Genomic DNA, 21,191 nt, shown 5'->3' on the forward strand with positions numbered 1-21,191 from the left:
GCGGGTTCCGATCAGGTTACTCGGCCGCCAGGGCGGGCGCAGACGCCATTTGCAGGTACAGCTCGCGCAACTTCCTGGTGATTGGCCCCGGCTTGCCGTCCGCAACGGGGCGACCGTCGATGGAGACCACCGGCAGGACGAAATTGGACGCACTGGTCAGGAAAGCCTCGGCGGCCTCATAGGCCTCCTCGACGGTGAAGCGGCGCTCCTCGAGGGCGATTCCCCCTTCTTTCGAGAGCCGCAGCAGGGACTTGCGGGTGATGCCGGGCAGGATGGCATGCGAGAGGGGGCGCACGACGATGCTGCCGGTCGGCGTGACGATGAAGGCGCTCGACGAGCCGCCTTCCGTCACGAAACCCTCGTCAACCAGCCAGGCCTCCTGCGCGCCGGCTTCCTTGGCCGCCTGCTTGGCAAGCACTTGGGCGAGCAAGGAGATCGACTTGATGTCCCGCCGCTCCCAGCGCAGATCCGGCACGGTCACGACCGCGATGCCCTTCTCGGCCGCCGGCGCGTGGACGATGGCCTTAGCCTGGGTGAACATCGCCACCGTCGGCTTGGCGTTTTCGGGAAAGAAGAAGTCCCGCTCGGCGACGCCGCGGGTCACCTGGAAGTAGATGAAGCCCTCCTGCATGCCGTTGCGGCGGACGATCTCCCCCTGAAGGGAGGTCCACTCGGCTCTCGTATAAGGGTTGGGGATGCGAACCTCGCTCAAGGAGCGCTCCAGGCGCTCCAGATGCGCCTCGTTGTCGATGAGCCGTCCATCGAGAACTCCGATGCCCTCGTAGACGCCGTCCCCGAACAGGAAGCCCCGGTCCATGAAAGGCACCTTGGCCTCTTCGAGCGGCAGGAAGGATCCGTTCAGGAAGACGATGCGGGACATGGGAACTCCAAAATCGCAATCCGGCCAAACCAAGCTTGACCTATAGGCGGACGCATCCCGCGATCTATATGACCAGGGGCGCCTGCCGCTTTAAGGCCGATTGGTAAACCCATCATGCCGTCAACGCCACTTCTGATTCCCGCCGTTCTGTCGTTGCTGTTGATGACCTCACCAGGCGCGGCAGCCTCGCGGCCTGCCCAGAGCTGGTTCAGTCAACAGGGCTACGTGACACCGGCGGGGCATCGCATCATCGCCTGTCACGGTTACGGGTGCTCGCGCCGGCTGGCGCTTTCGGTCGATGGGGCCTGGTTCGGTCGCGCCAGGGCGGCTTTGAAGGCCGGACAGGGCTCGCCCGAGGCGGAAAGACGGGCTCTGGGCGACGTGATCAGGACGTACACGGCCTATCTGGCCGCGTCCTTCGGGGGCAAACCCGACGATCCAGGCTCGCCGGCAGGGATGTCAGGCGTGAATGGCCAGATGGATTGTCTGGACGAGACCGCGAATACGACAAGCCTGCTACTGGTGCTGCAGGACGAGGGCCTTCTGGCCCATCATGTGGTGGAGCATCCGGAGTCGCGCGGCTTCTTCTTCGATGGGCGCTACCCGCATTTCACGGCGGTCATCGCGGAGAAGCGGACGGGATCGGCCTGGGCGGTGGATCCCTGGGCCAAGGCGCCCGGCCAGAGGTCGGAGATCCTGCCGCTCGATCAATGGCGGCAGGATTCCTAAAGGCTTTATCGTCAGCAGGCTTATTTCAGGTGCTGTGCAAGGTGCTTGTTCATCTCGAACATGGTCACCTTGGGCTTGCCGAAAATCGGCTGAAGCTTGTCGTCCGCCAGAATCTCGCGCTTGTTCTCGGGATTCTGGAGGTTGTTCTTCTTGATGTATTCCCACATCTTGCTCACGACCTCGCCACGCGGCAGAGGATCCGTGCCTACAATGGCGGCCAGCTCCTTGGACGGCTGCAAGGGTTGCTGAAGAGCATTGGGCTTGGAACCAGCAGCAGCCTTCTTGGCGGCGGGCTTCGCAGCGGCCTTCTTCGCACCGGCTTTTCCGTCTGTCGTCTTGGTCGGCATGTATTCCTCCGGGAATGGTGTGGGACAGCTTGTCGACAGCCCTGAACCAGGCCCGAGAAGCTCATTGACCAACCCTCAATCGGACATTTGGGGGGGAGTGTTCCCAGACCCCGGCGCCCGACAGAAGGTCAATTCCGGCAGAGCTTATGTCCGCTCAGCGCAGTCAGCAAGATAGAGATCAGGAATTTAGGCTGTTTTCGGAAAGGGCAGGATTTTAGCGGCCGTTTCCACAGCGATCTGCGGGGTGGACCCCGCCCGGTGATAGCGTTTCGTCCGCTCCGCGGCGGATTGAACATGGGACAGGATCGCCTCGTTGGGACAAGGCTTTGCGAGAAACGCCGCTCCGGGCGGCAAGTCTCCCTGCGAAGGCCAGCGCCTGCCCGACATAATCAGAATTTCAGTCTCGGGCCAGGACTGGTTGACCCGGTGCGCCAGCTCGTAGCCGTTGCAGCCGAGCGGCATGTCGACATCGGTCAGGAGCACGTTGACCGGCAGGCCTGCCTCCAGGAGCACAAGGGCCTCGGTGGCGTTGGCGGCTTCGACAACCTTGAAGCCTGAATCTTCAAGAAGCTCGGAGACGAAGAGACGAATGAGGGGCTCGTCTTCAACCAACAGAACGGTGGACTGGTCGGCGGGCATCGACTTCTTGACTCACTGGCACAATATCCCACAACGCATCCAGAACGGTTTGGTTCCTTGGCCGGTGATAATTTCCGATAGGCTTAAGCATAGGCCTGCCGCCTCTCCACGTAATGGGCGAGCCCCTCGGTGGCGAGGTTCTTCAGCTTGGCCTCGATCTCGAAGTCGGACCATGCCAGGTGGCGCATCACCAGATCGTTGATGGCCTCGTTCCACATCAGGTCCGAGTGGGCGCGCAGATCCTTCGGCTTGATGCCCGCATCCATGAAAGCGTTGAAGTCCGGGAGGGCCCGCACATCCTGATCGGGCAGCAGATCCTCGCGGGAGACGCTCACATGGCTCACAGGCCTGACGCCGCGCCAGGAGTCGATGATGCGGGCGATCCTGGGATCGTCGGGCTCGATGTACTCGCCACGACTCATAATCCAATGATGATGAAGGTCGAGGACGAGCGCGACGTCGTCGACGAGGGGCAGCAGGTCGTCCAAGCCGAAGCTGACCTCGTCATTCTCGATCGTGATCAGGTTGCGGGCCGTCTTCGACAGGTGGGCGAGACCGCCCCGGACACCCTCGGCGCCAAGGGCTTTGGCGCCCCCATGAATGTTGATGTGCGCTCCGTGCGGGTGCCAGCCCTCGCCGTAGCCCATCAGGGCCATGACCTCGACGTGATACTCGAACTCCGCCAGGCCGTTGATGGCCGCGGATGGATTGGCCGAGGCGATGACGCAGAACTGCCCGGGATGCATGCTCAGGCGAACATCGCTCTCGCGGGCGAACCGTCCGACATCCGCAAGCTTCGTCTCGATCAGGCGGCGCAGATCCGGATCGCGGTAGAAGTCCCAGCAGGCCGGGTGCGTGTAGCCGGGAAGCAGATCGCTGGACAAGCGATGCAGCCGTTCGATTCCTGGGCGGGCAGCCACATGCGCGACCTGAAGCCGGAACGCTTCGAGGTTATGGGCGACCACGGAGGCAAGCTTGTCGTAGGCGGCCTTCGGATCGAGACGGCCGAGATATGCCATCGTCACCGTGGACGTGTTGATCTCCCGCGCCGCACGGGCATCGCCGTCCTCGGGAATATACTTGCAGCAGAAGCCAAATCGAAAATCATGCATGACGAGGGGATGAAGTCGCGTTGGAAGAGCAGGTTCCCACGCTGGCCGAGATAAGGACCGGGTTCAATGGCAGGGCAAGGGCCTCGGGGCGATATCCCCTACGGACTGAAGCAGGGTGCGCTCCTCGAAGGGCTTTGCGATGAACGCCGCCTGTCGGAGGGACTCCGGCACGTCGGACGGCCGCGAGGCCGACACGAAGGCAAACGGAACGTGCCGCTCGAGAAGGGCCTCGGCGACGCCGAAGCTTTTGCCGCCGACCACGTCGATATCCAGCAGAGCGCAGTCGAGGCGGTCATCCAGGTGCCGGTAGGCTTCCAGAAGGGAGCTGACCACACTGACGACCTCGTGCCCCTCGTCCTCGAGGATTGCCTGCAGATCGAACGCAATAGAAGGATCGTCTTCCAGAATCAGGATACGCACAGCAAACCCCATCACTTGGTCCTCCAGCAGGACCAACTTCCAAGCCGAAAGCCTTCTTTGGAGAACGGGAACTTTGTCCCAGCACAGAGCCAACAAGTTCGGTTGCGTCGGGTTCCTGACTTCGTCGGCGCAGCGGAGACTTTGAGGATTCAAGGTTAAGCGTCGCCGATAGAAGCACGACGGAGCGCCTGAACCGCCCGAAATCCCCTTGAAAACCGGCCCTCGCGCTACCATTTCATGATCAAGCTGGTGGGATGATCTCCCACCAGAAGCGGTCACGCTGCCGAGATGATGACGCCGGATGTACGCGCATCATCTCGCCGTGGCCGTTATTGTTTTCAGGCCTTGGCATCTGATGCGGCGGGCCGCTCCAAACATCGGGCCGAACTCAAGGAAAAAGCGCCGGTTTGCACCGGCGCTTTTCTCATATGGCAGGCTTTGGAAAAGCCTCAGTGGCGATTGGCGTCCGGCTGACCGCCGCCGAATTCGCTCTCGTGGCGGCTGAACTGCGCATCGTCGCCCGTGAAGGTTTCCTCGACGTATTCGCGGCCCCGCGTGGCGGCCTCGCGCGCATAGCGGAGACCCTGGTTGCGCACCTCGTCGGACCACTCGCCGAACATTTCGTTCTCCCGGCGCGTGCGCGGCAGCAGGGCACCCAGGAGAAGGCCTGCGGCCAGGCCCACGAGGCCGACGACCATCGGGTTCTCGGAGACGTAGCTCTGCACCCCGCCCCGAGCATTGCCGTAGGCGCGGGAGGAGCGGCCGCCCATCTGGTTCATCCGGCGACGCTGACGGCCGTAGTTGTCCGAGGCCCAGCCGGAGGCGCGCTCATAGGTATCCTGGGCCCATTCGGAAGCGTCCTCATAGAGATCCTCGGCCTTCTGGCGCACCTGCTCGCTCGCCTGCTGGGCCTTGTCGGCCATCGAGCCGCCCTGGCCCTGCGCATTCTGCTGCGTGGACTGGCCCGAGGTTTGGCCCGCTCCTTGGCCCGACGTCTGGCCCTTGGACTGACCGGCTCCTTGACCGGAACCCGTTGCGCCCGAACCCTGACTGGCGCCCGTTGCACCGGAACCCTGGCTCGTGGCCGGCTTCGCGTCATGAGCGTGAGGCATCGGAGCCTCGCCGATATTGCCCACCGAAGTTCCGGCAGAGACCTTGCCGGCCGAACCCGTGTCCGCGCCGCCGCCGCTCTGCTTGTCTGCTCCCGGCTTGCCGGGTTCGTTCTTTGTGTTTGCCATGGAAAGCTCCTATTCAGTTCATCAAATGCGGGAATTCACACCGGGGCGCTCGAACATCCCATCCGACGTTTGCAGCGGCGCCGCTCCGGTCGACGATTGCAGCGGCGCTGCTCCTGCGGAAGACTGCAGGGGAGTTGCCTCCGAGCCGTAGAGACGGGGATCCTCCGCCTCCATCAAAAGGTGCTCTTCCGTGATGAGATCCTCGTCGGCGGCGATGATCCGGATCCTTTGCCGGGATGCGGGTGCGGGGCGGCCGAGACGATACGCGAGGAGCCCGATGCCCAGGGCGACGAGCATGACCGGAACCGGATTGCGCCGGACGGTTTCCAGAACCCTGTCGTAAAGCGGACCGTACTGCCCGTTGCGGGCAGTTCCGAGCATGTCGTCGACGACGCCGGAGACTGTCATCTTGTCCTGGAGACGATCGATGGTGTGTTCGAGCTGAGCGCGGCTCCGCTCGATGTCTCTCTCCAGCTCCTGCAAGCTCTGTGTCGTCATCACGTACCTCTCTCGGACAGGACTTCCGCATCGCGCTTGAGCGAACGCATCGTCCTTTGCGGCGTAAGCGAGGACGAGGTCATGGCGCTGCGTCCCCACAGCCCAAGGCCGATGGCGATGAGCGCCAGCACCCCGCCGACGATGAGCGCGGCAAGCGCCTCGGAATCGACGACGGTGGCCAGCCACTCGACCAGGGATTCCGTCAGCAGCATGACGGCCGCGATGGCGAAGATCGCCGCCACCACGACCAGGGCAAGCCCCAGGAAAAGCGTCTTGATGTTCTGGGTCACCTCAGTCCGGAAGAGGGTGAACTCCTTTTGCGCGAGATCGGTCGACTCGCGCAGGGCCTCGCCGACGAGGCCCTGGATGGTTTGATTGCCGTTGCCCTGCTGCATGGCGGTCCCCGTCAGGTACGGGCCTTGGCGCGCGAGCGCTGGCCCTGTGGTGCGCGGCCCTGCCCGCCTTGAGCGATGTTCGTGCTCATGCGGTCATGACGCAGATCCTCGGCCGTGCTCTTGATGAAGCGGGCGGTCAGGAAGCCGACGGCGACCGTCACGGCCGCTACCGTTGCCGGGCGGCGGCGGACCACATCCTCGAAATCGTTGAAGAAGTCCGCGAAGGTCCGCTCCCGGATCGTGTCCGCAAGCTGCTCCAAGCCCTCGGCTGCCGTGTCGACGACAGCGCGGATGTTGGGCCGCTCGTCGAAGGAATGGGTGGACTCCCGCAGGGAAGTCGCGAAATCGGCCACCGACTGCGCAATGTCGTCCTTGCGGCGATCGACGTAGTCCGTCGCCTGCTCGCGCGCGGAATCGATGAAGTAGCGGCTGCGCTCGACAGCGGCGCCCGCGATATCGCCGACGTCGCCCTTCAGCGCATCCCAATCCTCGTTGCCGGTATCCTGCTGCCTGTTGGTGTTTTGCTGTCCCACGCCCATGGTCAACCTCTCTCAATCGTGAGTGAGTAACCATTAGAAGCGCGGCAGGTTCCGAAGGTCCCAAAAGCGCAGCATTTCAGAGGGGTTGGCGCTCCTGGCCAGCGTACACGGATCCTTTGCGAGGCTTAGCCCGCGGAGGCCAGCCAGTCGACGAGGTCGGCGACCTTCCTGCGGGCCTCGTCGTCCTTCAGCTTCAGGAAACCGCGGACCAGACGATCGCTCTCGGGTCTCGTCAGGAAATCGGCCACGAGGCTGTCGTCGGAAAAGCCGCCCGCACGCAGCCCCGGGAGGCCTTCAAAGAAGAACTCGATGCTCACGTCCAGGATGCCGGCGATATGGAGCAACCGGCTGGCGCCGATCCGATTGACGCCCTTCTCGTACTTTTGAATCTGCTGGAACGTCAGGCCGATGGCGTCCGCGAGCTTCTCCTGGCTCATCCCGAGCATGATCCGCCTGGCCCGGACCCGGCTTCCGATGTGCTTGTCGATCTGGTTGGGAGACTTCTTTTGCAAACACCGCTCCTGCCTTTGGCCCACTTTGCGCTTTTATGCCACTTTCAAAACTTTTGGTAGCATAGTTATTATATTCATCTAAAGGTTGATAAACGCACAGGAGACGCAGGTGAGCGGCCGCAGCTTCAGCTATGCGACGGAGGCCTTCGAGTTCATCGAAGGGCTGGAGAACCTGGTCACGCCACAAGACGTCATCAACGCGGTGGAAAAATCCTTTGGGATTTTCGGTTTCGAGAATTTCATCATCACGGGCCTTCCCAACCCCAGGGAAAGCTTCGAGCAGGTCGTCCTCCTGAAGAAGTGGCCCGTGGGCTGGTTCAACATCTACGCCAAAGAGGACTATGTGCGGGTCGATCCCATCATTCGTCTCTGCAGAACCACCGTTCAACCTTTCGAATGGTCCGAGGCCCCCTATGATCGGGCCTCCGAACCACAGGCCGCCGAGGTCATGGACCGGGCGACCGATTTCAGGATGAAGGAAGGCTTCTGCCTGCCGATTCACGGCATCCAGGGCTATGAGGCCTGCTTCTCGATGAGTGGGGCGCACCTGGATCTCTCGCCCCAGAAGAAGCCGGCCCTGCACCTGATGGCCATGTACGCCTTCGAGCGGGCTCGCCAACTGCTCAAGCCCAGCCCTTATAACGGCTCAGGTCTCCTGACCCCTCGCGAGCGCGAAGCCCTTACCTGGGCGGCGGCGGGCAAGTCTGCCGCCGATACGGGAGAGATCCTCGGGATCACGGAGCGCACGGTCACGGCTCACATTGCGAGCGCGTGCCAGAAGCTCGAGGCCGCCAACAAGACGCAGGCCGTCGCGAGAGCCCTTCAGTTCAAGCTGATAGGGCTCTGACACCGCACCTGTAACTTCCTACAATATCTTTTCCCGCCGGGACCCGCGAGATTCCCGCCCTTAGAGGCAGGAACCCATCCAATGACCCAAGTGCACATTATCACCCATGATAATGAACATTTACATAGAGATAAGCTTGAGCAGTATTTCCGCCTCCGGCATGAGATCTTTGTCAAAGAGCGGGGATGGCTCGATCTGAAACGCCCCGACGCACGGGAGGTCGATTCCTACGACAACAAGAATACGATCTACCTCCTCGCGATCGATCAGGACCGGATTGTAGGCGGTCAGCGGCTTTATCCGACCCTGCTGCCTCACATGATCAGCGAGGTTTTCGCCCCGATGGCGGAGCGTGGCATTCCGAGCGCGCGCCACATCTTCGAATGGACCCGCTACCTCGTCGTCAAGGAAAGGAGGATGGGCAGGACTGACTGCCGTCTGCTGGCCGCCCTTCAGCAGTTCTGCCTTGAGGAGGGCGTCACGGAGGTGACCGCGGTCGTCGAGATGTGGTGGCTGCCCCGTTGGCAGCAGGCAGGCTTCAAGGTTCGACCCTTGGGGTTGCCGAGCATGATCGAGGGCCAGGCCTGCATCGCGGCCTCCATTCAGATCTCGCAGGACAGCCTGGATCATGTGCGCAGGCTGGCGGGCCTGCGTGGCTCATGTCTCGTCCGCGATCCCCGGATATCTCCCATCCTCGATCGGATACCCCATGTCGCTGCCTGACGAGAACCATCCCGTCAACTCTTTCGTGCAGGAGGAGATGATCGAGAATCTCTCCCAGGCGATGGCCCAGTTTCTCGCCCAGTGGCCTCCGGTCACCCGTCTGAGGCTTCTGGCCTTCATGCATCTGGTCGAGCAGCCCGAGACCATGAAAGCCCTGCTGGAGATTACCCCCTCCGGGTCCCTGCGCCTGACCCTGGATACCGACGTTACTCCTGGCCGCACCCACTAGCGCCGCCAGGTCAGGAGCCCAAAGAAACAGGCCCCGCTCCGTCAAAGGAACGAGGCCTGTATTCGGCTGCCTGTGATCAGGCAGCCTTCGTGTTGACGCGAGCCTCTGCGAGCTGGGTCAGCAGCTGATCGGTCTTCTTCTCTTCCTGAAGGTTCTGGTCGAGAAGCTTTGCGGCATCGGGCATGCCGAGCTCCTGGGCCCAGGTCTTCAGGGATCCGTAGCGGGTGATCTCATAGTGCTCGACGGCCTGAGCGGCCGCGAGGATGCCGGCATCGAGGGCTTCGCTCTCGGCGAAGTCTTCCATGACTTCCTTGCCTTCCTCGATGATGCCGTTGATGGCCTCGCACTGGACCCCGCGGGCCGGCTTGCCGAGCATCTCGAAAACCTGCTCGAGGCGCTCGATCTGGCCCTGGGTCTCCTCGCGGTGGGTTTCGAAAGCCTGCTTCAGCTCCTCGGACTCGGCTGCCTTCGCCATCTTCGGCAGGGCCTTCAGAATCTGCTTCTCGGCATAGAAAACATCCTTCAGGGTGTGAAGGAACAGGTCGTTCAAGGTTTTTTCCTTGGCTGGCATTGTGACAACTCCTTTGGTTGAGCGTGGACTCAACGAAGGCCAAGGTTGGAGGTTCCTCGCGGCAGGAAGCTTAAAACGAACACCGGGAACAACACCGCTTCACGTCGCGTTCGGCCCAGGCAAATCAAGGAGAACTGACGTGGCGAACATGACTTCCGCCAAGACCGGATCGCTGATGAACGTGGAGCCCAACCTCAGCACCACCGAGCGCAGCGTCTACATGCTAGTGGGCCTCGGTCTCGCGGCTGCGGCGGCCAAACCCCGCCCCAATCCGCTCCTGAACATTCTGGCGCTCGCGGGCGGGTCCTATCTGGCGTGGCGCGGATATGCCGGCAGCTGCCCCGTGAAGGCTGCCTTGATGGGCTCGCACGAGAGCGATCGCATCGCTCATCACGGCTGAAAGATAAAGGGCTACAGCAGTTTGAGCTGTAGCCCTTTTAGCCGGACCCGGAGAGCGTGGATGCTCAATAGGAGGATGTCGAACGGCGTCCTGCGATCAGGCCATAGATGAAGAGCACGATGATGGCGCCGACGACGGCACCGATGAAACCTGCCCCCTCATCCGCCCGGTACCAGCCGAGAGCCTGTCCGAGATATGTGGCAACCACAGCGCCGATGATGCCCAGAATGGTGGTCATGATGAAGCCCGACGGCTCGTTCCGGCCGGGCATGATCCATTTTGCGATCAAACCAGCCACGAAGCCGATAATGATGGTCCAGATGATGCTCATGAGATAGTCCCTGTCAGTGTTGCCTCAACATGGAACGCATATCTTCGGCTAAGGTTGCGGGCGGCTGGCGCTCCGGCTCCGATTTTTCATGATCTTGCCTTACTTGAGGTGGAGACTTCCGGCTCCCGCACATGGAGGCCCTTGCCATGGATGTTGCTGGATCCCACTGGACCTACGAGGCTGTGCAAGCCCTCATCTCCCTTGCCCGGGAAGGCGCTCCAGTCTCGGTAATCAGCCTGAAGCTGAAACGCTCGGTGACGGAGGTTCGAGCTAAGCTGAACGATCTCGGCGTCACGCCAGCGGCCGAGGTTTAGAACACGTACCCGGCATGCAGGAGCCGACCCGCGCAGGGGCGCGCCATAGAACCTGATCCTGTCTGCTAATGTCCTGAACAAATGGCATGGCCCGTTGCCTCAGCGTATTCCTGTGCGGCCGGTTCTTCCTTGGCCTTGAGCTCGCGCTCTGCCTCAAATCAGTGATCGTGCGGATTGCCTGTGCGCCCCTGGCGCTCCCAGATCTCGCAGGACCTCACGCACGTCTTCTCGTCACGGCTGTTCATCCCTCGCATCCTGTCAGCCGTTGGTTCTGTGGGCATTCACCCTCCAACAGCCGCTGGCCGGCGGTAAAACGCACTCGCTGAGGGGGCAAAGGCGCCTTATGCTCCCTGGCGAGATGCTGCCTGATACTCTCCTGGGCTCGGTCCAGATCGGCGTGGGTGGGTTGGCCCAGCCTTTCCAGCAGGCAGAGCCTGGCTTCCACATACCAATTCCCGGACACGTCGCCATAATGGTCGCCGAGGAGGGTCAGCCCCGCCATCGGCTGCGGCTTATCATCAAGGATCAGCATGCCCTCTTCGTCGCTGCCGGTGCCCACCCGCACCGGTTGAACATTCCTTGTACTTCCAGGAACCGCCAAGCCAAGATGTTTGCTCACGGCGGAGGGCGGGCACTTCGAAGGTCCGGCCTGAGCGAGGGCAAATGGGCGCCTTCATCGACAGGAACCAGAGATATATTTGGAGGGATCGTTTGCATCAAAAAGGACCGGCCTGTGGCCGGTCCTTTTCCCGTATCGGAGGCCCGCGAGGGCCAGCATCAACCTTTGGGGGTCAGCTGAAGGCGCTCGCTCGCAGCCCGTTCCACCGCCTCTCGGGAGTAGAGGAGCGGAATGTAATCGCCGGTCGCCCAAAGAGGCGCAAGATCACGGTAGTGCGGGCTGTAAGGGTTGCCGGACTGACCAGGCGTGTTGATTGCGCGGCTATCGTCCCAGTTGCCGACATCGAGCACCATGCGGAACGATGCACCCGACGTCACCTTGAACGTCGATGTGCTGTAACCCGCAGCGTGAGGCACGTTGTTGCCGCCGCCCATTGCGAGCGGCCCAACCGTCATCTGAGCTTGTGTGGCCTTGTCGGCAAGAGGCTTCAAAGCATGATTAAACTCAGCCTGATGCAGGTTACCCCATTTCCATCCCGCCATGTCCTCGCCCAGCAGCTTGCTGAGTTCATCGGCTGCAGCGGAAAGGCTCTGCAGCAGAACCTTGTCGCGGGCCGCTGTCTGATCCGCGCCAAGCGCCTGATCCGGCTTTTCCAGATAATCAACGATTGCCGAGAGGCTACCATTGCCGATGATCGCACGAGCTGCATCGGGCGTCGTTGCGGCAACAGTCGCCCGACCCAGATGCTTACTGGTCCAGACCTCAAAGAGTGCTGCTCCGGCGCTGTCGGCGGTTTCCTTCGCGTCCCAGTTCTGCAGCAGCTCAAGAGCTGTCCTTTGCTTTGGATCCTCTGAACGAAGGGGCTTGAGAAGCGCAACGAGCCTGCGACCGAGCATGCTGGTATCGTCGTTTTGCAGGTCCATTGCATCGGCCAAGGTAAACTTCGGCTTTGCCTGAAGCACCTCTGTGATGCGCTGGAACCGCGCAGGATCAGCCCATTGGTCGAAGCCGATCCGCCGCTCGTTGATCGGGTAGCCAGGCGGAAGATTGTTCTGGTTTGCGGTCGCGAAGAAGCCTTGGGATGGATTGTACTCCTTCGGCAGATCCGCCATCGGGATGAAGCCTTCCCACTCATACCGCCCATCGCCAGGCACCGGCATCAGGCCGTCGTAGCTTACCCGCTTGGGCGTAAGGCCACCTGGGATCCAGCCGATGTTGCCGTCCGTATCGGCATAGACCTGGTTCTCGGAGGGTGCGCCCCAACGGTTCATCGCCTCGAGAAAACCAGTCCAGTTCTGAGCCGTCATATAGTCCGAGGAGCCGAAATAGGCAGATGTGCCCGGATCGAACCAGACCGAACGCATGGCGAAAGCCTGCTGTTTGGCATCATCCTTGGATAGCACTGGCCCATGGCGGGTGAAGAGCAGTTCGACGGTGCGGGGCTGCTCGCCCTTGACCTCTATGGTCTCCCGCACGACCCTCATGTCTTCCCAGCCGTCTCGGAACCTGTATTGGTTCACGTTGCCCGGGTTGAGCTGATAAACGTAGAGATCCTCCTGATCGATGGCAAAGATCGTCAGGCCGAACGCAATCTTCCCGTTATGCCCGATGGAGATCCCCGGCAAAGCCGGCTCGCCCGCACCGATCACGGACATCCCCGGCGCATTCAAATGGACGATGTAGCGCAAGGAAGGCACGCCATGAGCCCGATGGGGATCATTGGCCAGGATCGGCCGACCTGTTGCTGTCCGGGAGCCTGCAACAACCCAGTTGTTGGACCCGATTCGGTCGATGTTGGCCATCGCCTCATCAAGGAATTCATCATGAGAATCCAGGGAAGCTTTCTTCTGCAGCGGCGTGAACGAGACGTCTTTCGTGCCGAGTTCGTAATCCTTCAGCACGTCCTTGGGAATCGAGCACGGGTCGAGCCCTGCGGGCACCGAAGTTTGCCATTCCGGCTCGAACTTGGCGCGCAGGCGGTCGGCATCGAGACCGGCCGCACAGGCAACCTGCGCCCGGCGGACTTCGGAGGCCACATTGCGCGTCAGGCCATGGCTGCGGATCCGAACGACATCTTCAGGCTTCCACAAGTCGGGCAGCGTTCCGGCAATCTTGAACTCCACAGGAGCGGCGCGGGTGCCATCGCGGACTTCTTGCACAAAGGCATTCACGCCTTCGACGAAAGCTTCGGTGTAGGTTTTGGCGTTGGGTCCGTAGGCAGCCCATTCCTTATCCATGTCGCCGCGATAAAGGAACATGCGGGCGGCCCGGTCCTGATCGGCATATTCGGGCCCGAAGTCCTTCGCAAGCAAGCCAAGGCCACGCTTGCGCCACAGGTCGATCTGCCAAAGCCTGTCGCGAGCAGAATTGTAGCCTTGCATGAAGAAGGCATCGTGCTGATTTGCCGTGTAAATGTGCGGGATGCCCCAATGATCGACGATGATCTCGGCCGGAGCTTGCAGCCCTCTCACCTGTTGCGATGTGGTTCGGACCGCAGTCGACATGTCTGCGAAAGCTGGGATCGCGGTGCTGACGAGCAGAGCGCCCACATAGGGCATCAGGCGTGCGGTTCTGGTCGATGATCTCATTGAGTTGTCCTCCCTGAGCGAAGTCGATCGTTCCCTTTTTCTCCAGGGTTGGAGTGGCGTTCAGGAATCGATCAAACCCGATACTCGGTCCTTTGCCGGGTGACCAACAATTGCATTCCTGACAGGGCAGGTATCAGGATGATGACGCTTGTTACTTGAAGCTTCCACGCTAGTTGTGCGCCCTCCGGCATATTCACCTTCGTGAAATAGTCATCCAACGGATGAATGCTGCAGTCGGTGCAGTAAGACACCCAAGCTAATCGATCAGCGGCTTGGCTGCGAGCGGCAGCTCAGGATCAAGCTCCGAGCCCTTCAGGAAAGCTTGCATCGGTTAGGCGATCAGACGAAGTCGTTTCTTTCCCGACGATGCGGCGAACGCTTCGAAGATGGCTCCAACCACGAATTGACCCGGCGGGACACGCCATAGGCCCCAGGCAAGCACATCCAGGTCGTCCATGTGAATGGAGGTCATGCAGCAAGCACTGCTCCAATCCGTGCTTTGTCTCATATCAGAAGCAACCAATCGAATAAGGTCGACCTTCGTTTTATGTTGCAGTGCAAAAAGCCGCTGAGGTCGCGAAATACAACAAGCGGCCGAGATACGCGTGAGGCCTTGGATAGCGGACTTGGCTTGGTGCTTTCCAAGTTCTCCTTGCTGAGGCTCGATTCATCCGCATACATTGTGTTTTGCACGATAGAAGACCGCTATCTTAGAGCCCTGGGGGATACATTGGCCGAGTACGACCTGGTCATTAAAGGTGGGCGCATCGCGACGACCGAAGGCATCTCGACGATGGATGTGGCGATCCAGGGCGGGGTGATCGCCGCACTCGGACGAGAACTGCAAGCGCCCCGTACTATCGACGCCACCGACAAGTTCGTCCTTCCTGGCGGTGTGGACGCCCATTGCCACATTGAGCAGCTCTCCGGTGGCGGACTGATGAATGCCGATACGTTTGAGACGGCAACCCGCTCCGCTGCATTCGGCGGCACGACCACGGTTATCTCCTTTGCGGCCCAACACCGGGGAGACAGGCTGCGCGATGTCGTGGAGAACTATGCGGGCCTTGCTGCCGCTGGCGCAGTGACGGACTACGCTTTTCATCTCTGGATTTCCGATCCGACGCCTGAAGCGTTGGAGCAGGATTTGCCCCGGCTGATCGAAGCCGGCCACCGGTCGATCAAGATCTTCATGACCTATGATCGCGTCCGCCTGCTTGATGAGCAGGTCCTCGACGTGATGATGGTGGCCCGCAAGCACGGAGCCCTGGTCTGCGCACATGCCGAGAACCACGGCATGATCAAATGGATGGCTGACAGGCTCGTGGCACGCGGCTACACCGAGCCGAAATTCCATGGCGTCAGCCATCCGCGTGTCTGTGAAATCGAGGCATTTGAGCGTCTCATCCGCTTCTCTCAGCTCCTGGACCAGCCTGTCATGCTGTTTCATGTCTCCACGGCGGAGGGAGCCGCTGTCATCCGGCGAGCACGGGGAGAAGGCATCAAGGTCTTTGCCGAAACCTGTCCGCAATATCTTTTCCTGACAGCGCAAGACATGGACCGGCCGGGTCTCGAGGGTGCCAAATGGATGTGCAGTCCTCCTCCCCGTTCAGCATCCGATCAGGAAGCCTTGTGGCGAGGGCTCGACCTTGGAGACCTTCAGGTCGTCTCCTCCGACCATGCGCCTTATCGCTTCGATGCCAGCGGCAAGCTTGCTGCGGGCTCGGATCCGAACTTCAAGCAGATTGCGAATGGTTTGCCTGGGCTCGAAACCCGCCTGCCGCTGCTCTTCGATGCCATGGTGAGCCAAGGACGGTCGAGCCTTGAGAAATTCGTGGAGCTTACGGCCACAGCCCCGGCGAAGATCTATGGGCTACATCCTCGTAAGGGTGCCATCGCCGTCGGCGCCGATGCGGACATCGCGATATGGAATCCTGATCGGGAGGTGATGCTCACGAACGATGGATTGCATGACAATGTCGGCTACAACCCCTTTGCGGATCGCAGGCTGAAAGGCTGGCCGGAGACTGTTCTGCTCCGCGGCAGCACGATTGTTGCCGACGATAGGCTGCAAGCCGCGCCGGGATCCGGACAGCTGCTCCCCCGCAGTTGCTCGACTGCCATGCGCCCGACCGGACGTCTGAGCCCGGAGTTCGATCCCGCTACCAACTTCGGCGCGCAACTCCTGTGATCAACATCCCTGAACACAATCAGCAAGTTGCCCCATCTCCAATCAACGTATTTGCATGGGCCGGTAAATCATGACTGACAGAGTAACGGTTGTTCGACGTGCAGCTTGGACGGTTGCATGGGACGAGGGCGCCTCGCAACACGTCTACATGCAGGATGCGGACGTGGCCTTCTCCGAGGCTGGCATCCTCTATGTGGGACCGGCTTATCAGGGCCAGGCCGACGAGGAAATTGCCGGTGCGGGGATCATGGCGATGCCCGGACTTGTCAACATCCATTGCCATTCCGGCGACGAGCCGATTGCGAAAGGTTTGTTCGAAGACGTGGGAACCGCTGCTCTTTGGGGTAACGCCCTTTACGAGTATTCGGCGCTGATCGACGCGGATGCGGACGCCAAGGCTGCGTGCCAGACGGTGATGCTGAGCGATTTGATGCGCAGCGGCGTGACCACCCATCTCGATATCGCATCGCCTGCCCCCACATGGCTCTCGCTCGCTGCCCGAAGTGGGTTACGGTCGTACCTCGCACCCGGCTTCCGAGAGGCGCAGTGGCGCATGGCCGGAAGCCACCGTCTCGAATTCGAATGGAATGAAGCTCAGGGACGGGAGCGCTACGGCGAAGCGCTGGCTTTCGTTGAAGAAGCTCGTGCCCACCCCAGCGGCCGGATTGATGGCGTGATCGCGCCGTCGCAGATCGAGACATGCTCAGAAGAGTTGATCCAGGATGCTGTCGGCCATGCGCGCAGCCGTGGGATGCGCATCACGATCCATGCGGCTCAGACCATGGCTGAGCACGAGGAGTTGCTGCGACGCACCGGTGAGACTGCCCCTGCGATGCTCGAGCGGTTGGGGGTCCTTGGACCGGATCTGATCCTCGGTCACTGCATATTCCTCGACCACCACTCATGGACCCGGCAGCGCAGCCGCTATGATCTTGAGCGTCTGGCCAGCAGCGGCACGTCAGTTGCGCACTGCCCGGTTACATTTGCGCGCAGTGGAATGACCCTGGAAAGTCTTGGCGCCTATCTCCGCGCAGGCGTCAATGTCGGTATCGGCACCGACAGCTATCCCTTCAATATGCTCGAAGAGATGCGGGAGGCATTGATCTGTTCACGCGTTTCCGGCCGCAGCGTTTTCGACATCGATACCGGCAGCCTGTTTTCTGCCGCGACAATCGGTGGAGCGAAAGCTCTGGGCCGCGGCGATATTGGACGACTGGTATCCGGCGCCAAGGCGGATTTGGCTTTGGTTGACCTGAGTCATCCATCCATGCAACCGGTTCATGATCCTTTGCGCAATCTCATCCATTGCGCCGCAGACCGCGCCATCCGCGATGTATATGTGGACGGCAAGGCCGTCGTGAAGGATCGGCGCGTCGTCAACCTCGACTACGATGGAGCGGTTCGCGAACTGCAGGACGCGCAAAGGCGCGCTTGCCGACGGGCCGAACGGGATGACCCGCAGGGCCGCCCGCTATCCGCCCTCGCCCCCTGTTCCCTGCCGCTCCATCGTTGAGGATGAGACGATCATGGGCCCGACGGTTTATGTGATCAACCCGAATTCCTCCCAAACTGTCACTGCGGAAATCGACAAGGCAGTGGCTCCTCTTCGCAGCGCCGATGGACCGGATATCGTATGCCTGTCCCTGGCCGAAGGCCCACCCGGCATCCAGTCGCAACAGGATGTCGATGGCGTCATTGTCCCTATGCTGCGGAAAGCCGTCGAGCTAGAGGATAGCGCGGGCGCCTTTGTCGTTGCCTGTTTCTCCGACCCGGGTCTCCATGCCCTTCGCGAATTGAGCCGCCGTCGCGTCTTCGGAATCGCGGAATGCGGGGTGCTGACCGCACTCACTCTCGGACAGCGGTTTGGCGTCATTGCAATCCTGCCCACATCCGTTCCGAGGCATCTGCGCTATTTCGGCGCCATGGGCGTCATGGATCGCTTTGCCGCGGACCTGCCGATCGGTTTGGGTGTCGCTGAGCTGTCGGACGAGGGCCGAGCACTGGATCGCATGATTAAGGTTGGCCGCACGTTGAAGGATTCCCATGGAGCCGATGTCCTTGTGATGGGGTGCGCCGGGATGGCAAGGTTTCGAACGGCCCTGGAAGCAGCTGTTGGCGTTCCGGTGGTGGAGCCCACGCAGGCGGCGGTCGCAATGGCGGTCGGCCATGTCCGCTTGTCGCAACCCGCCGCCCATTAGTCCTTTTGGAACGCATTCGCAAAAACCCTGCCTGACCTCATGGAGTCTGACATGACCAATACCGTCGCCAAGACGACCCTCTTCCGGAACTGCGACTGGATCGTCGCCTGGGATGAAGCTGCTCAATCCCATACTTATCTCCGCAACGCTGATTTCGTGATCCGGGGTACGGAGATTGTTCACGTCGGCGAAGGTTATTCCGGCCTGGTGGACGCTGAGGTCGACGCCCGCCGGATGATGATCATCCCCGGCTTCGTCAACGTGCACAGCCACCCTGGCCATGAACCGGGCTGGAAGGGCATGCTGGAGGAGCTGGGCAGCCCACGTCTCGGCCAGAGTTCGCTCTACGAATTCATGCCGGTTTTCCAGATCGGCCCCGAATACACCCGCCCGGCACTGCGCGTTGCAGCGTCGGAGTTGCTCAAGAGCGGCGTGACAACCATCTGCGATCTCGGCAGGCCCCGCGAGACCTGGGCCGACGAGTATGCGGAAACAGGCATCCGAGCCGTGCTCTGGGGGATGTTCCGGTCCGGTCCCTGGAAAACCACGAACGGCCACTCGGTGGAGTACGATCTCGACCCCGCCACAGGCGATCGGTTGCTGCGCGAAGCGCTCGACATCGCCGATGCAGCATCAAAGCACCCGAGCGGACGCATCACAGGTTTCATCGGCCCTGCCCAGATCGATACCTGCACGGAAGGACAGATCCGCGACGCGCTCGAAGCGGCCCGCGAGCGTAACCAGCCGATCCAGATCCATGCGGCCCAGAGCATCGTGGAATTCCAAGAGATCATGCGCCGTTATGGCTGCACACCCATCGAATGGCTGGATAAGATCGGAGCCCTTGGCCCCGACACGATCATCGGGCACTGCATCTTCCTGAACGATCATCCCTGGCTGCACTGGCCTCATGCCAACGATTTCGAGCGTCTGCGCGACAGCGGCGCTCAGGTGGCACACTGCCCTGTCGTCTTCGCCCGACGCGGCATCGCACTCAATACCCTCAGTCGCTACGTAGAGGCAGGCATTCGATGCGGTATCGGTACGGACAGCTTCCCCCATAACATGCTCGATGAGCTTCGCATGGCCTGCTATGCCGGACGCATCGTGGCGGGGAGCTTCACGGCCTCCACGACCCGCGATGCGTTCATGGCGGCAACGGCGGTGGGAGCCGACATGATCCGCCGCCCCGATCTCGGGCGCCTTGCACCAGGATGCAAAGCGGATTTCTCGCTCGTCGATATGAGCAATCCCTACATGCAGCCTGACTACGAGCCTATCCGCAGCCTTGTCTATTCAGCGAACGACAGAGCCATCAAGGATGTCTATGTCGACGGCAGGCAGGTCGTCCGCAATGGAGAGATCCTGGACTTCGACATCGGCGAGGATATCGAGATGCTGCGCAGAGGCCAAACCGAGGCCATTGCGGCCGCCCCGCAACGCGATTGGGCTGGTCGGGGGCTGGAGCAATTGAGTCCGCGTGTCTTTCCGATCAGCCGCTGACCTGTAGCGTTGAATGCAAGAGGCTCCGAGCGTTCCCGGAGCCTCTTGCATCATGGCATTCGGACGGGCCGGGATGGGCTAACGAACCGCTTCGCCATAGCGGTCAAAAACGACCTCCCCGCCACGGATCGTGAGATCGCACCGGGTATCCTGCAGGATCTCCTCCGGCGAGGCCGTCAGGAGATCGCGCGAGAAGACCGCCACATCTGCTGCAAGTCCGGGCACAAGACGGCCCCATTCGTGCTCGGCCCTGTTCACATAGGCTCCAAATTCCGTGAAAGCGGTGATCGCCTGTTCAATGGACACCACCTCCCGCTCATCCATGACGGTGCCATGGGAGGTCTTACGCGTCAGCATCGAGAAGAAGTTAGGGAAAGGATTAATGTCGCAGACGGGAGCATCGCTGCCGGCCGCAGGCTTGAAGCCGAGATCGATCCAGGTTTTGAGAGGGTAGGAAGGATATGCTCGCTTCTCGCCGACAACCGAGACGTACAAATCCCCGAAATCGTAGATGAAAACGGGCTGCGGCACCGGCTGGACCCCCAAGCGCTTCATGCGGGCGTTCTGGTCGGCTCTTGCATAACCCGCATGCTCGATCCTGTGGCGGCGATCCGAATCCGGCATAGCCTCTAGCGCGCGCTCGAATGCATTGAGAGTCTGCTCGATTGCCGCATCGCCGATGGCGTGAACGGCAAGCTGATACCCTTTTGCGTGGTAATCATGCACAAGGTCATTCATCTCGTTGTCATGCAGGAGCATCAGGCCTTTGGTTATGGGCTCTCCGACATAGGGCTCCGTCATGGCCGCGGTCCTGCCGCCGGCACTGCCGTCGGTAAAAATCTTCACGGGCCCGACGCGCAGCATGGAGTCACCCACGCCTGTCACCACTCCATCGGCATAGGCCTGCTCGACAATGCCTCCCGGCCCGCCGAGCAGGCACTGGGTTGTCCGCACCGGCAAGCGGCCAAGCCGCTGGGCCGTACGATAGGCGGCAACCTCGCGGTAGCCTGCCCTCATGCCGACGCCTGCGTCCATCACACTGGTGATGCCGTAGGACAGACATGCCCTGCCAGCATCGTCAATGGCCTGAACGAGCTCCTGATCCGTCGGCTCCGGCAGCACGGCTTTGAGACGGTCTCGTCCGGTCTCGGCCAGCAGGCCCGTCAAACGCCCGTCCCGCTGTTCGATGGCGCCTCCTTGCGGAACGGGAGTCGTTTCGTCGATTCCTGCAAGTTCAAGCGCCTTCGAGTTGCAGATCGTCACGTGGCCGCAGGCCCTCACGATCGCAACGGGATGATCGGGCGCTGCGGCATCGAGCTCCTCGCGGAGGGGATGGCGCCTGACATCTAGCTCGAATTGGTCATATCC

General features: G+C 61.4%; 26 protein-coding genes. 10 read left to right on the plus strand and 16 right to left on the minus strand.

Going from position 1 to position 21,191, the window contains the following annotated elements:
• Window positions 1-16 precede the first annotated feature (16 nt).
• The gene (locus tag JKG68_RS21015; RefSeq protein ID WP_202063312.1) at window positions 17-880 is read right to left on the minus strand and encodes a D-amino-acid transaminase; all 864 of its coding nucleotides are present in this window, start codon (window positions 878-880) and stop codon (window positions 17-19) included.
• Between the two features lie 114 nt (window positions 881-994).
• On the opposite strand from JKG68_RS21015, the gene JKG68_RS21020 reads away from it, so the two are divergent.
• Entirely contained in the window at window positions 995-1,609 is a 615-nt protein-coding gene (locus JKG68_RS21020) for a hypothetical protein (protein WP_202063313.1), read from the plus strand.
• Between the two features lie 20 nt (window positions 1,610-1,629).
• Here JKG68_RS21020 and JKG68_RS21025 read toward each other — a convergent pair whose 3' ends face one another.
• From JKG68_RS21025 to JKG68_RS21065, 9 genes are all read right to left on the minus strand, one after another.
• Window positions 1,630-1,956, minus strand: a complete 327-nt coding sequence (locus tag JKG68_RS21025; RefSeq protein WP_202063314.1) for an SWIB/MDM2 domain-containing protein — start codon at window positions 1,954-1,956, stop codon at window positions 1,630-1,632.
• 186 nt (window positions 1,957-2,142) lie between these two features.
• The gene (locus JKG68_RS21030; RefSeq protein ID WP_202063315.1) at window positions 2,143-2,595 is read right to left on the minus strand and encodes a response regulator; all 453 of its coding nucleotides are present in this window, start codon (window positions 2,593-2,595) and stop codon (window positions 2,143-2,145) included.
• 83 nt (window positions 2,596-2,678) lie between these two features.
• Window positions 2,679-3,707, minus strand: a complete 1,029-nt coding sequence (locus JKG68_RS21035) for an apurinic/apyrimidinic endonuclease family protein (protein WP_202063316.1) — start codon at window positions 3,705-3,707, stop codon at window positions 2,679-2,681.
• 63 nt (window positions 3,708-3,770) lie between these two features.
• A complete protein-coding gene (locus tag JKG68_RS21040) occupies window positions 3,771-4,139 on the minus strand; it encodes a response regulator (RefSeq protein WP_202063317.1) in 369 nt (122 codons plus the stop codon).
• Window positions 4,140-4,576: 437 nt separating this feature from the next.
• On the minus strand, window positions 4,577-5,365 hold the full coding sequence (locus JKG68_RS21045) for a hypothetical protein (protein ID WP_202063318.1): 789 nt from the start codon (window positions 5,363-5,365) through the stop codon (window positions 4,577-4,579).
• A gap of 21 nt (window positions 5,366-5,386) precedes the next feature.
• The gene (locus tag JKG68_RS21050) at window positions 5,387-5,863 is read right to left on the minus strand and encodes a DUF3618 domain-containing protein (protein WP_202063319.1); all 477 of its coding nucleotides are present in this window, start codon (window positions 5,861-5,863) and stop codon (window positions 5,387-5,389) included.
• A complete protein-coding gene (locus tag JKG68_RS21055) occupies window positions 5,863-6,258 on the minus strand; it encodes a phage holin family protein (protein ID WP_202063320.1) in 396 nt (131 codons plus the stop codon). The genes JKG68_RS21050 and JKG68_RS21055 overlap by 1 nt, the downstream gene beginning before the upstream one ends.
• Window positions 6,259-6,269: 11 nt before the next feature.
• Window positions 6,270-6,797 (minus strand): hypothetical protein, encoded by a 528-nt coding sequence (locus tag JKG68_RS21060; protein ID WP_202063321.1) that lies wholly within the window; start codon window positions 6,795-6,797, stop codon window positions 6,270-6,272.
• A 125-nt stretch (window positions 6,798-6,922) separates the two neighbouring features.
• Window positions 6,923-7,309, minus strand: coding sequence for a helix-turn-helix domain-containing protein (locus JKG68_RS21065; RefSeq protein WP_202063322.1), 387 nt, complete (start codon window positions 7,307-7,309; stop codon window positions 6,923-6,925).
• Between the two features lie 109 nt (window positions 7,310-7,418).
• On the opposite strand from JKG68_RS21065, the gene JKG68_RS21070 reads away from it, so the two are divergent.
• From JKG68_RS21070 to JKG68_RS21080, 3 genes are all read left to right on the plus strand, one after another.
• Window positions 7,419-8,156 (plus strand): helix-turn-helix transcriptional regulator, encoded by a 738-nt coding sequence (locus tag JKG68_RS21070; protein ID WP_202063323.1) that lies wholly within the window; start codon window positions 7,419-7,421, stop codon window positions 8,154-8,156.
• 81 nt (window positions 8,157-8,237) lie between these two features.
• Window positions 8,238-8,879: an acyl-homoserine-lactone synthase gene (locus tag JKG68_RS21075; RefSeq protein WP_202063324.1), complete on the plus strand. Its 642-nt coding sequence runs from the start codon at window positions 8,238-8,240 to the stop codon at window positions 8,877-8,879.
• Complete coding sequence (locus JKG68_RS21080; protein WP_202063325.1) at window positions 8,866-9,108, plus strand: hypothetical protein; 243 nt, start codon at window positions 8,866-8,868, stop codon at window positions 9,106-9,108. Before JKG68_RS21075 ends, JKG68_RS21080 begins: the two co-directional genes overlap by 14 nt.
• Window positions 9,109-9,184: 76 nt before the next feature.
• On the opposite strand, the gene JKG68_RS21085 is transcribed toward JKG68_RS21080, so the two are convergent.
• Entirely contained in the window at window positions 9,185-9,679 is a 495-nt protein-coding gene (locus JKG68_RS21085) for a YciE/YciF ferroxidase family protein (protein ID WP_202063326.1), read from the minus strand.
• A 148-nt stretch (window positions 9,680-9,827) separates the two neighbouring features.
• Here JKG68_RS21085 and JKG68_RS21090 point away from each other — a divergent pair, with 148 nt between their 5' ends.
• Window positions 9,828-10,079 carry a YgaP-like transmembrane domain gene (locus JKG68_RS21090; RefSeq protein WP_202063338.1) on the plus strand — a complete coding sequence of 84 codons (252 nt, stop codon included), beginning with the start codon at window positions 9,828-9,830 and terminating at the stop codon, window positions 10,077-10,079.
• Between the two features lie 64 nt (window positions 10,080-10,143).
• Here the strand turns inward: JKG68_RS21090 and JKG68_RS21095 are convergent, their stop codons facing one another.
• Complete coding sequence (locus JKG68_RS21095) at window positions 10,144-10,410, minus strand: GlsB/YeaQ/YmgE family stress response membrane protein (RefSeq protein WP_202063327.1); 267 nt, start codon at window positions 10,408-10,410, stop codon at window positions 10,144-10,146.
• A 146-nt stretch (window positions 10,411-10,556) separates the two neighbouring features.
• Here JKG68_RS21095 and JKG68_RS21100 point away from each other — a divergent pair, with 146 nt between their 5' ends.
• Window positions 10,557-10,724 (plus strand): hypothetical protein, encoded by a 168-nt coding sequence (locus JKG68_RS21100; protein WP_202063328.1) that lies wholly within the window; start codon window positions 10,557-10,559, stop codon window positions 10,722-10,724.
• 241 nt (window positions 10,725-10,965) lie between these two features.
• Here the strand turns inward: JKG68_RS21100 and JKG68_RS21105 are convergent, their stop codons facing one another.
• From JKG68_RS21105 to JKG68_RS32980, 3 genes are all read right to left on the minus strand, one after another.
• Entirely contained in the window at window positions 10,966-11,256 is a 291-nt protein-coding gene (locus tag JKG68_RS21105; RefSeq protein WP_202063329.1) for a toprim domain-containing protein, read from the minus strand.
• Between the two features lie 245 nt (window positions 11,257-11,501).
• A complete protein-coding gene (locus JKG68_RS21110) occupies window positions 11,502-13,931 on the minus strand; it encodes a penicillin acylase family protein (RefSeq protein ID WP_202063330.1) in 2,430 nt (809 codons plus the stop codon).
• Between the two features lie 331 nt (window positions 13,932-14,262).
• Window positions 14,263-14,403: a hypothetical protein gene (locus JKG68_RS32980; RefSeq protein ID WP_210346410.1), complete on the minus strand. Its 141-nt coding sequence runs from the start codon at window positions 14,401-14,403 to the stop codon at window positions 14,263-14,265.
• Between the two features lie 258 nt (window positions 14,404-14,661).
• Between JKG68_RS32980 and hydA the strand changes: the two genes are divergently transcribed.
• The 4 genes from hydA to JKG68_RS21130 all read left to right on the plus strand — a co-directional run bounded on the left by hydA (window position 14,662) and on the right by JKG68_RS21130 (window position 19,823).
• Window positions 14,662-16,122: a dihydropyrimidinase gene (gene hydA / locus JKG68_RS21115; RefSeq protein ID WP_202063331.1), complete on the plus strand. Its 1,461-nt coding sequence runs from the start codon at window positions 14,662-14,664 to the stop codon at window positions 16,120-16,122.
• 148 nt (window positions 16,123-16,270) lie between these two features.
• Window positions 16,271-17,635 carry an amidohydrolase family protein gene (locus JKG68_RS21120; RefSeq protein ID WP_246515684.1) on the plus strand — a complete coding sequence of 455 codons (1,365 nt, stop codon included), beginning with the start codon at window positions 16,271-16,273 and terminating at the stop codon, window positions 17,633-17,635.
• Window positions 17,636-17,648: 13 nt separating this feature from the next.
• Window positions 17,649-18,320: an aspartate/glutamate racemase family protein gene (locus tag JKG68_RS21125; protein WP_202063333.1), complete on the plus strand. Its 672-nt coding sequence runs from the start codon at window positions 17,649-17,651 to the stop codon at window positions 18,318-18,320.
• A gap of 51 nt (window positions 18,321-18,371) precedes the next feature.
• Window positions 18,372-19,823 carry an amidohydrolase family protein gene (locus JKG68_RS21130; RefSeq protein ID WP_202063334.1) on the plus strand — a complete coding sequence of 484 codons (1,452 nt, stop codon included), beginning with the start codon at window positions 18,372-18,374 and terminating at the stop codon, window positions 19,821-19,823.
• A gap of 78 nt (window positions 19,824-19,901) precedes the next feature.
• Here JKG68_RS21130 and JKG68_RS21135 read toward each other — a convergent pair.
• The coding region (locus tag JKG68_RS21135) for an amidohydrolase (RefSeq protein WP_202063335.1) at window positions 19,902-21,191 on the minus strand (1,290 nt) is incomplete at its 5' end.

It is taken from the genome of Microvirga aerilata, from assembly GCF_016743775.1.
Classification (GTDB): domain Bacteria; phylum Pseudomonadota; class Alphaproteobacteria; order Rhizobiales; family Beijerinckiaceae; genus Microvirga; species Microvirga aerilata.

Excerpts from the sequence above, each read along its gene's own strand:
- JKG68_RS21060 (WP_202063321.1), bottom strand. The coding sequence starts at position 6,797 with ATGGGCGTGGGACAGCAAAACACCAACAGGCAGCAGGATACCGGCAAC.
- JKG68_RS21105 (WP_202063329.1), bottom strand. The coding sequence starts at position 11,256 with ATGCTGATCCTTGATGATAAGCCGCAGCCGATGGCGGGGCTGACCCTC.
- JKG68_RS21015 (WP_202063312.1), bottom strand. The coding sequence starts at position 880 with ATGTCCCGCATCGTCTTCCTGAACGGATCCTTCCTGCCGCTCGAAGAG.
- JKG68_RS21035 (WP_202063316.1), bottom strand. The coding sequence starts at position 3,707 with ATGCATGATTTTCGATTTGGCTTCTGCTGCAAGTATATTCCCGAGGAC.
- JKG68_RS21090 (WP_202063338.1), top strand. The coding sequence starts at position 9,828 with ATGACTTCCGCCAAGACCGGATCGCTGATGAACGTGGAGCCCAACCTC.
- JKG68_RS32980 (WP_210346410.1), bottom strand. The coding sequence starts at position 14,403 with ATGACCTCCATTCACATGGACGACCTGGATGTGCTTGCCTGGGGCCTA.
- JKG68_RS21125 (WP_202063333.1), top strand. The coding sequence starts at position 17,649 with ATGGGCCCGACGGTTTATGTGATCAACCCGAATTCCTCCCAAACTGTC.
- JKG68_RS21080 (WP_202063325.1), top strand. The coding sequence starts at position 8,866 with ATGTCGCTGCCTGACGAGAACCATCCCGTCAACTCTTTCGTGCAGGAG.
- JKG68_RS21030 (WP_202063315.1), bottom strand. The coding sequence starts at position 2,595 with ATGCCCGCCGACCAGTCCACCGTTCTGTTGGTTGAAGACGAGCCCCTC.
- JKG68_RS21040 (WP_202063317.1), bottom strand. The coding sequence starts at position 4,139 with ATGGGGTTTGCTGTGCGTATCCTGATTCTGGAAGACGATCCTTCTATT.
- JKG68_RS21075 (WP_202063324.1), top strand. The coding sequence starts at position 8,238 with ATGACCCAAGTGCACATTATCACCCATGATAATGAACATTTACATAGA.
- JKG68_RS21020 (WP_202063313.1), top strand. The coding sequence starts at position 995 with ATGCCGTCAACGCCACTTCTGATTCCCGCCGTTCTGTCGTTGCTGTTG.
- JKG68_RS21050 (WP_202063319.1), bottom strand. The coding sequence starts at position 5,863 with ATGACGACACAGAGCTTGCAGGAGCTGGAGAGAGACATCGAGCGGAGC.
- JKG68_RS21045 (WP_202063318.1), bottom strand. The coding sequence starts at position 5,365 with ATGGCAAACACAAAGAACGAACCCGGCAAGCCGGGAGCAGACAAGCAG.
- JKG68_RS21095 (WP_202063327.1), bottom strand. The coding sequence starts at position 10,410 with ATGAGCATCATCTGGACCATCATTATCGGCTTCGTGGCTGGTTTGATC.
- JKG68_RS21025 (WP_202063314.1), bottom strand. The coding sequence starts at position 1,956 with ATGCCGACCAAGACGACAGACGGAAAAGCCGGTGCGAAGAAGGCCGCT.
- JKG68_RS21055 (WP_202063320.1), bottom strand. The coding sequence starts at position 6,258 with ATGCAGCAGGGCAACGGCAATCAAACCATCCAGGGCCTCGTCGGCGAG.
- JKG68_RS21085 (WP_202063326.1), bottom strand. The coding sequence starts at position 9,679 with ATGCCAGCCAAGGAAAAAACCTTGAACGACCTGTTCCTTCACACCCTG.
- JKG68_RS21110 (WP_202063330.1), bottom strand. The coding sequence starts at position 13,931 with ATGAGATCATCGACCAGAACCGCACGCCTGATGCCCTATGTGGGCGCT.
- JKG68_RS21100 (WP_202063328.1), top strand. The coding sequence starts at position 10,557 with ATGGATGTTGCTGGATCCCACTGGACCTACGAGGCTGTGCAAGCCCTC.
- JKG68_RS21130 (WP_202063334.1), top strand. The coding sequence starts at position 18,372 with ATGACCAATACCGTCGCCAAGACGACCCTCTTCCGGAACTGCGACTGG.
- JKG68_RS21120 (WP_246515684.1), top strand. The coding sequence starts at position 16,271 with ATGCAGGATGCGGACGTGGCCTTCTCCGAGGCTGGCATCCTCTATGTG.